Consider the following 12,794-nt stretch of genomic DNA (forward strand, 5'->3'; position numbering starts at 1 on the left):
CGGCAATGAGGTGTCTTTGCGAGCGCTCGAATCTCCGAGTTTACGGCATGCATTTACCCCTGTCGCGTCATTACCTTCAAGCGCGACACCGGCTTTTCCCGGGCTGATTGGGGGGTAGTTCGCCATTGGGCCCCCGCCCGCTCCTTCCAACATCTGATCGAGGCGTCATTTCCGAAGATCTAGTCACGCAGTGCTATCTAAAGTGCTAGACTGCCCCAAAACCGGCAAGTGGCGGCCGATCGTACCGGCACAAGCATGCCGTCCAAAGGGGAGGAAGAATGTCAGATCATCTGTCCAGGCGTGATTTCTGCGCCACTGCGGTTGTGTCACTCCTCGCATCCACTTCTTCCGTCAAAGCGGGAGGAAAGAAATATGATCCCGGCGCGAGCGACACCGAGATCAAGCTCGGGCAGACCGTGCCGCATAGCGGTCCCGGTTCGCTCTACGGCGTGCTGGGTCGCGTTGGCGAAGCCTACTTTCACATGATCAATGAGCAGGGAGGCATCAACGGACGCAAGGTCACGTTCCTGACGCTTGACGACGCCTACAGCGCGCCGAAGTGCGTCGAGGCCACGAGACGCCTGGTGGAGCAGGAAGAGGTGCTGGCGCTGTTCGGCTCGCTCGGCACTGCGCCGCAGACGGCAGTGCACAAATATCTCAACGCCAAGGGCGTCCCGCAACTGCTGCTCAACACAGGCGCATCGAAGTGGAACGATCCCAAGAACTACAAATGGACGATGGCCGGTTTACCGCTCTATCCGACCGAAGCGCGAATCCTCGCTAAACATGTCCTGAGCGTCAAGCCGGACGCTAAGGTTGGCATTCTCTACCAAAACGACGATTTCGGCCGTGACTTTCTTGGCCCCTTCAAGAAGGTGCTGGCGGACGCCGGGGGCAAGGCCAAAGTCATCATGGAGCAGACCTACGATTTGTCTGACCCAACAGTCGATTCGCAGGTGATCAACCTTTCGAGTTCAGGCGCGGACGTCTTCTACAATATCAGCACTGGCAAAGCATCGTCGCAATCGATCCGCAAAGTGGCCGAACTCGGCTGGAAGCCGCTGCAGCTACTATCTGCCGGCTCGACCGGCCGCTCCATCCTCAAAGCCGCCGGCTTAGAGAATGCAAAGGACATTGTTGCGATCCGCTACGCCAAGGAGGCAGGACCCGGACGCTGGGAAAAGGACAAGGACGTGATGGCGTTTGAGACGCTACGCGCGAAATATCTGCCGAACGTGGATCGCGACAATACCATCGCCTACGCCGGATACGGGCAGGCGGCGACCATGACTGAAATCCTGCGCCGCTGCGGAGACGATCTCACTCGCGGCAACGTCCTCAAGCAAGCCTCGACCTTGGCCGGCTTCCATTCACCGTTTTTCCTGGACGACATCAATTACAGCTACACGCCGGACGACTACTCGCCGATCAAAACACTTTACATCTCGATCTTCGACGGCAAGGACTGGCAAATTACGGATAAACGGTTCACAGAATAGTTTCTGAGCATCGATCGACGTTCGTTATGTGAGGAGAGCGTCGGAGGCGCTTGGGTGTGCCCAAGATTGAGACAACGCAAATCGGCGCGCAGATGGCCGCGAACTGTCGAGATGATGCCGATCGTAGAGGAACGAGATGCTCATACCGATGGCGGACGTGCCGCTCTGGTACGCCGAGCGTAGCCCGCGAGATACGATAGCAATAGCTCATGGCAGCGATACGCTGACCTGGGAACAGCTTGAGCGCGGGGCCAACCGGCGTGCACGCGCTTTCGCCGCCAAAGGCGTCAAGCCCGGTGATTTTGTGGCGATCGGCCTGCCGAACGGGAACGCCTTCTTCGAGACGTCGTTCGCGGTATGGAAATGCGGTGCCACTCCGACCTCATTATCATGGCGGCTGCCGCGAGGCGAAGCTGCGGCCGTGCTTGACATCCTCAGGCCCTCGCTGGTGGTCGGTGGTGAAACCGATTGGAATGCGCCCGTTTCATTGCCGTCAGATTTTGCGCCCGACGGATTTTCCGACGAGCCGATCACCGCACCGGTCGCTCGCTACTGGAAGGCAATGACCTCGGGCGGTTCGACCGGGCGCCCGAAAGTCATTCTCGATCATCAGCCTGCCGTCTCCGACACGTCCACCGAGCCGCCGCTCGGTATTCCAAGAGGCGCATCGGTGCTCAATCCGGGCCCGCTCTATCACAATGCACCGTTCATCCTCTCCCATCACGCATTGTTTGCAGGCGGCCGGCTCACCGGAATGGTGAAGTTCGACGCGGAGGAAGCGCTGCGGCTTATCGAGGCGCACCGCGTCCAATGGGTCAATTTCGTACCCACGATGATGCATCGGATCTGGTCGCTGCCCGATGCCGTACGCAACGCTTACGATCTCTCCAGCCTCAAGATCGTCTTTCACATGGCCGCGCCAATGCCGCCCTGGCTGAAGGAAAAGTGGATAGCGTGGCTGGGGCCGGAGAAAATTTATGAACTCTACGGCGGGACTGAGCGGCAGGGGCGCTGTGTCATATCCGGCATCGAATGGCTCCATCATAAGGGCTCGGTTGGCAGGATCGACGATACCTGCAAGCTGCGCATCATCGGCGCAGACGGCAACGATGTCGCACCGGGCGAAAGCGGAGAGATTTTCTTCCTCCCCAACGAAGGGGCCGGCTGCACCTATCATTATCTCGGCGCCGAGCCGAAGCGCCGGCCGGACGGCTGGGAGTCACTCGGCGATATCGGGAAGCTCGATGCCGAAGGCTATCTTTATCTCGGCGACCGTCTCGCCGACATGGTGCTGCGAGGCGGCGCCAATATATATCCGGCCGAGGTCGAAGCCGCGGTTACAGCCCATCCCGATGTGCGCTCCTGCGTCGTCGTCGGGTTGCCTGATCCGGAATTCGGCCAACGCGTGCATGCGATCCTTGAGCTCGATGCCGCGACCGACGCCCAGGCCGTTGTCGACAGCATGGCCGAATTCCTGTCCGACCGATTAAGCCGCTACAAGCACCCGGAAAGCTATGAAGCACTGAGCGTCGGGCTACGCGAGGATTCAGGCAAGGTGCGCCGTACGCTGCTGCGCGATGAACGTGCAGCATGGCTGAACGAAAACCGGCCATTCCGTCTGCTGCCGTCGAGAACCCGGGCCTCCGCGGATTGATCGCTGCGGAGCACCGGCGCCCCGTCAGTCACCGTTTCGCTGGCCCATATAGCCGAAAAGGAACCCCGCCACCTTCCGCTTCTGGATTTCCTCACTGCCCTCGGTGATCCGATAGCGGCGGTGATGGCGGTAGATGTGCTCAAATGGCTTATGGCGCGAATAGCCCATGCCGCCATGCACCTGCATCGCGGTGTCCGCCGCCTCGCAGCACAGGCGGTTGGCCCAGAAGTTACACATCGACACCTTGTCCGAGAGTGTCTGCTCGACTTGCGCCTGTGTCATCTGGTCCATCTGCCAGGCCGTCTTCCGGATCAACAGTCGAAGCATCTCGGCTTGGGTCGCGAGTTCAACCAACGGCCACTGGATCGCCTGGTTTTCCGAAAGCGCCTTGCCGAACGGCTTTCGCTCCCTTGCATATCTGACGCTCTCATCGATGCAATAGACGGCAGCGCCCAACGAACTCGCGGCCTGACGAATGCGGTTCTCGTGGACAAAGCACTGCGCGAGCGAAAGACCCTTTCCCACTTCGCCGAACACTGCGCTCTCCGGCACGAAGACCTCCGTGAAGCTGACGCGCGGGTGATCGGTAGGCATGTTGAAGGTCCACATATACTCTTCCACCTTCACGCCTTCCGACTTTGCCGGCACCAGGAAGCAGGTGATGCCCCGTGCGTCACCATCCTTGCCCGAGGTGCGAGCAAACAGCGCGCAGTGCGTGGCGACGTGCATCCCGGTGGTCCACATCTTCTCACCGTTGATCAGCCAACCCTTGACATTGTCGCGCGCGGCGGGCACCGCGCGAGTCTCCATGTAGGTGGCGTCCGAACCATGATGGGGCTCTGTGAGGCCGAAGGTGATGCGATGTTTCCCGGTCATCGAGCCTTCGATCATGGTCTTCTGCTCGACGCTGCCATATCGGTCGAGCATGGTGACAATGGGGAAGTTGCCGACGATTGAATGTTCGTTCTGCAGATCGTTATGCAAGCCAAGGCCCTTTGCGGCAAAGTGCTCGCGGATCACTGCCATCCAGAGGTTGGATCCGTCGCTGCCGCCATAGCGCTTCGGGATCGCAAAGCGCAGGTGGCCCGCGGCGTCCGCCCGGTCCTTGGCTTTGCGGAGCAGCGCTTCCCACTCGGGCCGCGGCAGGCCCCCGTGATCGAAATCGGTGCGCGCCCACTCACGACGATGATCGAAGAAGCGGATGTTGTCGTCTTCGTTCTCGAGTGGCTTGATCTCGCGCGCAATGAAGCGATCCAGCTCGTCGAGATAAGCGACGAGATCGGCAGGCAATGCAAAATCCACGGCGCGGTTCCCTCACTTTGTTATCGTTGCAGCTTCGATCTTTCCAGTTCCCGCCGATAAGCCGCATACGTCGGCTGATCGACCGCCAGCTTGTCCATCGTGGTCTGCCAGAGATGTTCGGCTAGTCCGGGCGTCCGCAGGTCCAACTCGCCGTTAGCGATCTTGTCCGCAAGCGCGCGGTTGAGCTCAAACAGCGAGCCCTGCATGGCGAGCAATCCTTGTACTCGCCGCTTTTCCGATGCATCGCTTGCCGCCTCCAGCGTCAACTGCCGCGTCACCAGATCAAGCATGTTGATCGCTACGCGCAGCTTGAAGGCATTATGACCCGACACGAGCGGCGCGATGTCCTCACGCAGGAAATCTGCCACGGCCTTCGTCAACTCAGTCGGTCCCGGTTCATCCTGCATCGCCAGCTCCTGGTTTCGCGATTCATATCCGGGGCGCCAGCAGCCGGAGCAGATCGATCTCGGTTTCCGATGCCCGGCGTCCGATCATGGCGCGCTCCATCGCGTGATCGGGCTGCATGCGAAAGCGTTGCATCATGCCGCCGCACATCACCCCCCAGCGCAAAGTGCCCATAACTTCGTAGAAAGTCACCCGCGCGGCATCGACCGCGCGGCCCGCAGCCTCATAGCCGGCAAACAACTCTTCCCGCGTTCCAAGGCCCCCGACCGGTTTGTCGAGCTCGCCGAAGCGCCAGGAATTCACACAAATCCAGCCCAGGTCCTCCATGGGATCGCCAAGATGGGCAAGCTCCCAGTCCAAGACCGCACGAACACCGTCCACGCCGATGATGAGATTGCCGAGGCGGAAATCACCATGCACCAGCGTCACCTGCACGGGCGGCCCGGGGTCGTTATCGCGCAGCCAGCGCAACGCAAGTTCAAAGACCGGCTTCGGCCAGTTGAGGCTGCCATATTCGCGCGCGAGTTCGCCGATCTCCTCGCTCGCGGTCCGCTGCCGCAGCAGCGGCAGCTTTGCGCGCGGCAAGTCATGAATGCCGGCTGCGATCCGGCCGAGTTGTCGCGCGAGCATTGACCGCGCGTCCGCGAATTGTGCATCACGCAGGATCTTGCGTGCGATGGTCTCGCCTTCGACGCGCTCCATGATGAAACCGGGGCCGAGATCGTCATTCGCGTCAAAGACATGCAGCACGCGCGGCGACGGCAGGCCGGCCTGGTGAGCGAGATGCATCAACGCCGCCTCGGCATCGAGTCCAGCCGCCCGGGAGGGCGCCGCGCCATATCCCTCCGGGGCACGACGCAGGATGGCGCCGACATTACCGGAACGAGTCATTATCTCGAACGACCAGGTCTCCTGGCTGGCGCCGCCGGAAAGCTTAAGGGTCCCGCCGACGCCGGTCGCGCCCGGATACCAGGCGGCCACCGAACGCGTGAGCTGCTCCTCGATCACCTTCATGCCAATCTTGCCGGACTGCGGGTTGAACTAGGCTCCTTGCGCATATTTGATTTTTGTCGTGCGCTTGTCCATGCTCGGCCGCAGACATCGATCTCCCTTACCGTGCACGGCTAAGCACACAGATACGGAAGCGATCCATGAACATGTTCGACCTCGGCGGCCGTGTCGCCGTCGTTACCGGAGGTAATGGCGGTATAGGCCTTGGCATTGCCCAGGCACTTGCGTCTGCAGGCTGTAACGTCTCGATTTGGGGTCGCAATGCCGAGAAGAACAACGCAGCAGCCGCGACGATGGCGGCGGGCCCGGGCAAGGTGGATATCCGCATCTGCGACGTCACCGATCCAGCTTCCGTTCAGGACGCCATGAAGGCAACGCTGGACAATTTCGGCCGCCTGGACGGCTGCTTTGCGAACGCCGGCATCGGCGGCGGCGGCCGGCGCGCCTTCATCGAGCGCACCGAAGAGGAATGGCACGCGATGTTTGCGACCAATCTCGACGGCGTGTTCCACGTGTTCCAGGCCGCCGCGCGCCACATGACCGAGCGCGCCAACAACGGCGACAAATTCGGCCGCCTGGTCGCTACATCCAGCCTCGCCTCCCTGTTTGGGACCGCGCGCAACGAACACTATGCGGCAACCAAGGCCGCCATCAACGCCTTGGTGCGCGCGCTTGCGGTGGAACTGGCGCGCTATGGAGTCACCGCCAACGCCATCCTGCCCGGCTGGATCAAGAGCGAGATGACCGCAAAGATCATGTCAGACGAAAAATTCGTCGGCAACGTGGTGCCGCGCATTCCGGTGCGCCGATTCGGCGAGCCGAGCGATTTCGGCGGGATCGCGGTATACCTCATGAGCGGCGCGTCATCTTACCACACCGCGGACTGCTTCGTGATCGACGGCGGATATACGGCCTTCTGAAGCACCATCCTTCCGGCGAAGGCCGGGAATCCGGGCTCTCTCTGATTGCGCTGCAGATGGCGCCGGCCAGCTCTCAATGGATCGCAGCATACATGATTTTTTCTTCGGTTGCCTCCAGCGCGGAGAACTCCTCGACAACTTTGCCCTGCCTGCAAACAAGGATTCGGTCCGACAGAGCTGTGATCTCCGGTAGGTAGGACGAAATCACCACCACTGCCCTGCCTTCGTCGGCCAGCTTGTTGATCAACTCGTGAATCTCGACGATGGCTCCCACGTCGACACCTCGGGTCGGCTCATCGAAGATGATCAGTTCCGGATCCTGGATCAGTGATTTGGCGATCACCACCTTTTGCTGGTTCCCGCCTGACAGCTCGACGACTTTGACCTCATCACCTATGGCGCGAACCTTCAGACGTTCAATCCATGTCGTGCCTGCGAGATTGCTTTCGCGCCGCGACAACCAGGCCCGTCCGGACGGAAATTTGGCAAGCAGGCCGAGGTACAGATTGCGTGCGATGGAAGCGGTTTCAAAGAAGCCTTCGACCTTCCGGTCTTCGGTAACGTAGGCGATACCCGCCTGGACGGCGGGAGCCGGCACCCGGTAGCGCACCGGCCTGTCGTTGAGAAGGACCTCTCCGCCATGGAAGAAGTCACGCTTCATGACGCCCGATACGATCTTGAATGTCTCGGTGCGGCCGGCGCCGACGAGGCCGAACACACCGGTGATCTGGCCCGCGAATACCGAGAGCGAGTTGTTCTTCACCATCGGCGCCATCTTGAGATTCTGCACCGTTAGAACGCGCCTGCCCAACGGGCGAACTTTTTCCTTGCGCGCGCCATAGAGCGTGTTCGAAAGATCTCGTCCCACCATTGCTTGAACGATCCGGGCCCGGTCAAACTTGGTGGCATCGTCGGTCACCACATGCTTTCCGTCGCGAAGCACGGTAATGCGGTCGGCAAGCAGTAGCGCTTCCTCAAGAGCGTGCGAGATGAAGATAATGGAAACGCCCCGCTTTTTGAGATCGCGTACCAGATCGAAGAAATACTTCTTCTCTTCGGGGGTAAGGGTTGCGGTAGGTTCGTCGAAGATGATCACCTTCGCCCTGTGCAGCACCGCGCGGGCAATCTCGACCATCTGTTTCTTGGCCGCCCCGAGCCCGCTGACCGTGGCCGTTGGCGTTACATCGAAATTGAGCGATTGAAGAAACTGCTGGGCAGCAATGTAAATGCCGCGCAGGCGATTATAGAACTTCTCCTGACCCAGAAACAGGTTCTGTGCCACGGTCATCGTTGGCACCAGACTATTCTCCTGGAAGACCATCGCGATGCCAAGATGCCGAGCCTCTAGTGGTGTCTGCGGAGCAATATCGGCGCCATCGACCATCATCCTGCCGGATGTCAACGTCACGACACCTGCCATCACCTTCGTGAGCGTCGACTTGCCTGCTCCGTTTTCGCCTACCAGTGCGTGGATTTCGCCGCGCCGGAGTTCGAAGTCGACACCGTCGATCGCCGGCACGCCCGCGTAAAGCTTGGTCGCCTTCGACAGGGAAAGGACGGTGTCCGTCATGCGAATACCTCCGCGTTCAGTTTGGAGAGCGGGAGCCTGAGTATGCGCCGGGGTCCCTTTGCGACCATGATGAGATGTTCGCCGAACTCCACGGCGGATACGATGCCATGGTTGACGCCGTCAGCGCGGCTATGGAGCGAGTATCGTGGCGCCCCGTCAGCTCCGAGCCGGATAACGAGACCATATGATCGCGGCGGAGCCCAAGGCTTCATCACGCCCATAGTCTTGATGTGCGCGCCCTGGAGCGGCTCCTTGAAGGAGTTTCCAGACCTGAGCCGGGGGACAACCCAATATTCCGGCTCGATTTCGGCAAGCATTCGGCGGCGGTATGCCGGCTCCCGAAGCACGAACTCGACCAGCTGCGTGCGAGCGGTGAATGCCGTCAGCCAATAGCCGCCGCCGGCAGCCGGTGCGAGACGGGAAGGATAGACCGGCAAGTGAGCGAGTACGATCTTGCTGGTCCCGTTGGGCGAGATCGAAACCAGACGATGCCGCCAGCTCTCGCTAACGAGTACATTGTCGCCGCTCGCCACCGCGCCGAATGCATAGCCGAACCCGCCAGCAAGGCGCGTGACTGCCCCGGTCTTCGGATCGAGTCGAAAGACGCGGCCGGTCTGTCCCAGTTCCATCAAATCCCGCGCCCAATCGTCCACGCCACGTACCATCGAGCCATCGGTGGCGATCAGGCTGCCATCCGGTGCCGAAGCGAGCGCATTAACGGAGTGCAGTTCGCCCCGAAACACCCGTCCCGGATTTTCGACTGAGACGTCGTCGTAGATCCGGACCTCAGTCCCGCCGAGCGCCACCGCCAAGCCACCACCCGGCCGCGCGGCGAGGGCCGAGATCGGCTGTTCGAACGTTCGGACCGTCATTGCCGACGATCCAGCGAGGCGCAACAACCGTGGGCCATCCGCAATCAGCAGCGAGTTGCCGTCGACCGCGACATCTTCCGGAGCCTCGCATTCCAGCAACGCTTCCGCCGATCCGAGCGCTTGATTGGGCTTCAACGCACCGTCGAACGATGGAACGGTGATGGTCGCCTCCCCACGACCGAGGACCCGGTTCACGAACGCGCGTATGGAGGCGATCACGACGTTTTCCTCCAGCGCTGGTCATAGTGCACAAAGTCGGGATCGGCATCATGCAGCTTGAACCGCCCAATCCGGTTGTTGGCGATGCCCCCGAGATAAAGATAGCCGCGATGCTCACGCATCGACGTGATCATCGGATGATTGACACCCTTAAGGTCCCAGAATGACTCCAGGATCTTGCCCTGCTCGTTGAACTTGACGACGCAGCCGGTGTTGATGTTCGGAAACAACCATTCGTCGACCGGCACGCGCTTGGCCATCCGGCGCCGGAAGCCGGGCATTTTCCAGGCCAGGTCGAGCGACGGGCTGCGCATTCCAACCAGCGCGAGCCAGTAGTTGCCGTCCGAGGCAAGATTGATGTTGTCCGGATATCCCGGCAGATTGTCCATCACGATCTCGATCGTTCCCTTCCTGGGACCGGCAAACCAATAGCGCTTGACCGAGCAGCCGAACGTTTCCGCAAAGAGTATCGACTTCCCATCGCTCGCTACGGCGACGCCATTCGGGAATTTGAGCCCGCGCAAGGCGGTATGAGTTGTGCCGGTTTTCGTATCGTAGCAAATGATCCGGCCGTTGCCGCGCGCTTCGAGCCCATCGACGGGCCACTCATCCATCTCGTAACGGACGGTCGCCTCCGAAAAGAAGATCAATCCGTCGTCCGTGATGTCGAGATCATCGGCGAGCCGGAGACGACTGTCGTCATTCACCGAATAGACGCTGCGGTTCGTCTCGTCGGTGGCTTTTTCGACGGATCCGTCCGGGGCGATGCGGTAAAGGCCCATGCCGCCGATGCAGACGTAGAGGTTGTCCTGGCGGTCGAACGCCATGCCGAGAGGTTGACCGCCGATATGCGCGAATACTTCCATTCGCTCGTAATCGGGTGGAAAGAATCGAATGATGTCGCCGTGGCGTGACCCCGCGTAGAGAACATCGTTTCGGTCGAGAATGACGTCCTCCGGGGCCTCGATACGCCCAAGGCCGATCAGCGAGACATCCCGCAGCTTGTCGTTCTGCTCAAAAGGTCCTCCACTTCCGATTTCCGTTGGCGGGGGTGCTGGCAATGCGTGATAGGTTGGCGCGACGTAGACCTTGCTTATGATGCGCGTCCGATTCTTCTGCCAGCGGATGTCAATCATCGCGGACGTCAACAGAATTGTGGCGAGCGCCATCCGATTGACCCCGCCCCGCGCGTTCATGGCAGTCAATCCGTTGGTAACCAGCAGAACGACGAGCACGCCCACCAGCGACTTGACCACCGACCCCTTTCCGCCTCCCAGGGTGATGCCGCCAAGAACGGTAGCCGTCAGCACGATCACCTCGAGGCCAACGCCGATGTCGCCGCCCACAGTGCCCAGGCGCGCAGCAAAGAACAGGGCACCAATGCCGGTCAGCACGCCGCTCGCGACATAGCACAGCGCGATCGTTCGCCGCACCGCGATGCCGGAGTTGTAGGCCGACCGGCGCGAACCACCGATGGCCATGATGTGCCATCCGGGCCGCAGCCGCGTCATGAAAACATGGCCGAACACTGCAACTGCCAGGTAAACCAGCGCAACACTGGGAATTCCGAATACGTCGCCGTTCCCGATGAAGTCCCAGGACGGGATGTTAGGAAACGCCGAAGCGATATCGTTCGAATAGCGCTGGATCAGGAGATCGAAAGCCGAGCGGTAGATGATCAACGTGATCAGCGTCGTGATGAATGCGCGGAGCCTTAAATATCCAATCAGAAGCCCATTGACGGCGCCGAGCAGACCCCCGGCCGCCAATGTTGCAACGATCACTGCCGGAACGGGCCAGCCCTGCACGTCCAGCAGATAAAGCGCGCAGAAATCTGTAAGCGCGAACATCGACCCGACCGAAAGATCGATTCCGCCGACGATGACGACGAGTCCCATTCCGAGGCCAATGAAGCCGATCTCTCCGGCCTGACGGGCGGTGTCAGCGAGACTCGCCGGTGAAAGAAAATGCTCGAGCGACCGGCTCAAAGCAAAACCGACGATCAGAAGCAGGATGACCGGAATGGCGGTTTCAGTCCACCTCTTCGACAAGATTTCGCCGAGAAGATGGTCAGGCCAATAGCGATATCGCAGCCGCGTCAGCGTCTCGCGCATCAATCGTTCCCCTCCAGCTTCCGTGCTGACGTGCGCTCGCGTTCCGGACCGAGCGATCCGGAACGCGAATGCATAAGGCGATCACTTCTTGAGGTCGGAAAGATTCCAACAGGTCATCTGGTTATCGGCATTTTCTCTCGTGACCGGAATCAGCGTTGTGTACTCCGAGCCCTTGACCGATCCGGCCTTGACGCCAGACGACAATAGCCACTTTATCGTTCCCGCCATTTGTGCCGCCTGGGTCGGCACGTCGTAGCTCAGATCGAGATCGAACGATCCATTCTTGACGAGTTCGCAAGAGCCTTTTCGCTCTCCACCGCCGGACGTCGCCAGAAAGACCTTGCCGGTCAATCCAGCTTCCTTGATGGCGGCCGCTGTGCCGATGTCCATGCCGTCCCAGAAGCCGACGATACCGCAGAGATCCGGATTTTGCTTCAACACCGTCTGCGCGATGGCTTTGGCCTTTGCAGCGTCCCAATCGGCTGCCTGGCTCGACACGACCTTGATTTCCGGGTGCTTGGCGAGGACGTTTTCGACGCCCTTGAGCGTATAGGCGCTGGCGGCCGCTGACAGTGCGCCTTGCATGATGGCGATCTTGTTCGATTTGCCCTGGCACGCCTTCACGACGGCATCCGTGGCACGCTCGCCGATTTCAATCCAGTTTGCACCGACGAAAGCCGAACTGCGATAGGCCGAGCCCATGTTGATCTGGATAACGTAGATCCCCTCGTTCTCGGCCCGCTGCAACAGCTTCGCGTAAGTCTGAACGTCGGGATTGTGGATGACCATCACCGCGGGCTTTTCGGAGATGAGCGAGGTAACGGCCTGTGCACCTGCATTCGTATTCCAGTTGGGATCCCGGATCTCGAATTTGACGCCGTAGGGTTCAAGCTCCTTTTTCAGGCCAGCGTACCAGCCCTCCGTAAGATCGAAGTTCATCGCTACGGGTACGTAGGCGACGGTCTTCCCTGCGAGCGCCTCCCTGAAGGACTTCTGGAAAGGCTCGTCGATGCCTTTTTGCGCAAACGCGGGAACGGTCAGGCACGCAAGCATCAATGCAGCGACGCTGCCGAGGCCGCCCTTGTAAAGATACGTCATGTTTTCCTCCCTTTTAAATTCAAAATCGAGCGACTTAGATGTCGCCTTGTTGAGCCGTTTCCTCATTGCGCGGGTTCAAGAATGTGTCCGTTATGACCGCGATCAGCAGGACGACGCCCTTGATCAGATT

10 protein-coding genes are annotated in these 12,794 nt (G+C 60.3%); 3 read left to right on the forward strand and 7 right to left on the reverse strand.

Annotated elements, in window-relative coordinates; genetic code table 11:
* Positions 1-278 precede the first annotated feature (278 nt).
* Together NEZ08_RS15250 and NEZ08_RS15255 are read left to right on the forward strand one after the other, a co-directional pair.
* A complete protein-coding gene (locus tag NEZ08_RS15250; protein WP_298108324.1) occupies positions 279-1,499 on the forward strand; it encodes an ABC transporter substrate-binding protein in 1,221 nt (406 codons plus the stop codon).
* Between the two features lie 136 nt (positions 1,500-1,635).
* Positions 1,636-3,153, forward strand: a complete 1,518-nt coding sequence (locus tag NEZ08_RS15255; RefSeq protein ID WP_298108328.1) for an AMP-binding protein — start codon at positions 1,636-1,638, stop codon at positions 3,151-3,153.
* A gap of 24 nt (positions 3,154-3,177) precedes the next feature.
* Here NEZ08_RS15255 and NEZ08_RS15260 read toward each other — a convergent pair whose 3' ends face one another.
* The 3 genes from NEZ08_RS15260 to NEZ08_RS15270 are packed head-to-tail and all read right to left on the reverse strand — an operon-like array spanning position 3,178 to position 5,868.
* On the reverse strand, positions 3,178-4,455 hold the full coding sequence (locus tag NEZ08_RS15260; protein ID WP_298108330.1) for an acyl-CoA dehydrogenase family protein: 1,278 nt from the start codon (positions 4,453-4,455) through the stop codon (positions 3,178-3,180).
* Positions 4,456-4,475: 20 nt separating this feature from the next.
* Complete coding sequence (locus NEZ08_RS15265) at positions 4,476-4,862, reverse strand: DUF6285 domain-containing protein (protein WP_298108334.1); 387 nt, start codon at positions 4,860-4,862, stop codon at positions 4,476-4,478.
* A gap of 22 nt (positions 4,863-4,884) precedes the next feature.
* Positions 4,885-5,868, reverse strand: a complete 984-nt coding sequence (locus tag NEZ08_RS15270; protein ID WP_298108355.1) for a phosphotransferase family protein — start codon at positions 5,866-5,868, stop codon at positions 4,885-4,887.
* A gap of 143 nt (positions 5,869-6,011) precedes the next feature.
* Here NEZ08_RS15270 and NEZ08_RS15275 point away from each other — a divergent pair, with 143 nt between their 5' ends.
* Positions 6,012-6,791: an SDR family oxidoreductase gene (locus NEZ08_RS15275; RefSeq protein WP_298108337.1), complete on the forward strand. Its 780-nt coding sequence runs from the start codon at positions 6,012-6,014 to the stop codon at positions 6,789-6,791.
* 73 nt (positions 6,792-6,864) lie between these two features.
* Here the strand turns inward: NEZ08_RS15275 and NEZ08_RS15280 are convergent, their stop codons facing one another.
* The 4 genes from NEZ08_RS15280 to NEZ08_RS15295 form a co-directional block, all read right to left on the reverse strand.
* On the reverse strand, positions 6,865-8,361 hold the full coding sequence (locus NEZ08_RS15280) for a sugar ABC transporter ATP-binding protein (RefSeq protein WP_298108340.1): 1,497 nt from the start codon (positions 8,359-8,361) through the stop codon (positions 6,865-6,867).
* Positions 8,358-9,452, reverse strand: coding sequence for a hypothetical protein (locus tag NEZ08_RS15285; RefSeq protein WP_298108343.1), 1,095 nt, complete (start codon positions 9,450-9,452; stop codon positions 8,358-8,360). Before NEZ08_RS15285 ends, NEZ08_RS15280 begins: the two co-directional genes overlap by 4 nt.
* A complete protein-coding gene (locus NEZ08_RS15290; RefSeq protein WP_298108346.1) occupies positions 9,449-11,566 on the reverse strand; it encodes an SMP-30/gluconolactonase/LRE family protein in 2,118 nt (705 codons plus the stop codon). Before NEZ08_RS15290 ends, NEZ08_RS15285 begins: the two co-directional genes overlap by 4 nt.
* 81 nt (positions 11,567-11,647) lie before the next feature.
* Positions 11,648-12,664: a sugar ABC transporter substrate-binding protein gene (locus tag NEZ08_RS15295; protein ID WP_298108351.1), complete on the reverse strand. Its 1,017-nt coding sequence runs from the start codon at positions 12,662-12,664 to the stop codon at positions 11,648-11,650.
* Between the last annotated feature and the right edge of the window lie 130 nt (positions 12,665-12,794).

Source organism: Bradyrhizobium sp. (genome assembly GCF_027451485.1).
Lineage (GTDB): Bacteria > Pseudomonadota > Alphaproteobacteria > Rhizobiales > Xanthobacteraceae > Bradyrhizobium.

Excerpts from the sequence above, each read along its gene's own strand:
- NEZ08_RS15265 (WP_298108334.1), bottom strand. The coding sequence starts at position 4,862 with ATGCAGGATGAACCGGGACCGACTGAGTTGACGAAGGCCGTGGCAGAT.
- NEZ08_RS15275 (WP_298108337.1), top strand. The coding sequence starts at position 6,012 with ATGAACATGTTCGACCTCGGCGGCCGTGTCGCCGTCGTTACCGGAGGT.
- NEZ08_RS15250 (WP_298108324.1), top strand. The coding sequence starts at position 279 with ATGTCAGATCATCTGTCCAGGCGTGATTTCTGCGCCACTGCGGTTGTG.
- NEZ08_RS15255 (WP_298108328.1), top strand. The coding sequence starts at position 1,636 with ATGCTCATACCGATGGCGGACGTGCCGCTCTGGTACGCCGAGCGTAGC.
- NEZ08_RS15295 (WP_298108351.1), bottom strand. The coding sequence starts at position 12,664 with ATGACGTATCTTTACAAGGGCGGCCTCGGCAGCGTCGCTGCATTGATG.
- NEZ08_RS15290 (WP_298108346.1), bottom strand. The coding sequence starts at position 11,566 with ATGCGCGAGACGCTGACGCGGCTGCGATATCGCTATTGGCCTGACCAT.
- NEZ08_RS15280 (WP_298108340.1), bottom strand. The coding sequence starts at position 8,361 with ATGACGGACACCGTCCTTTCCCTGTCGAAGGCGACCAAGCTTTACGCG.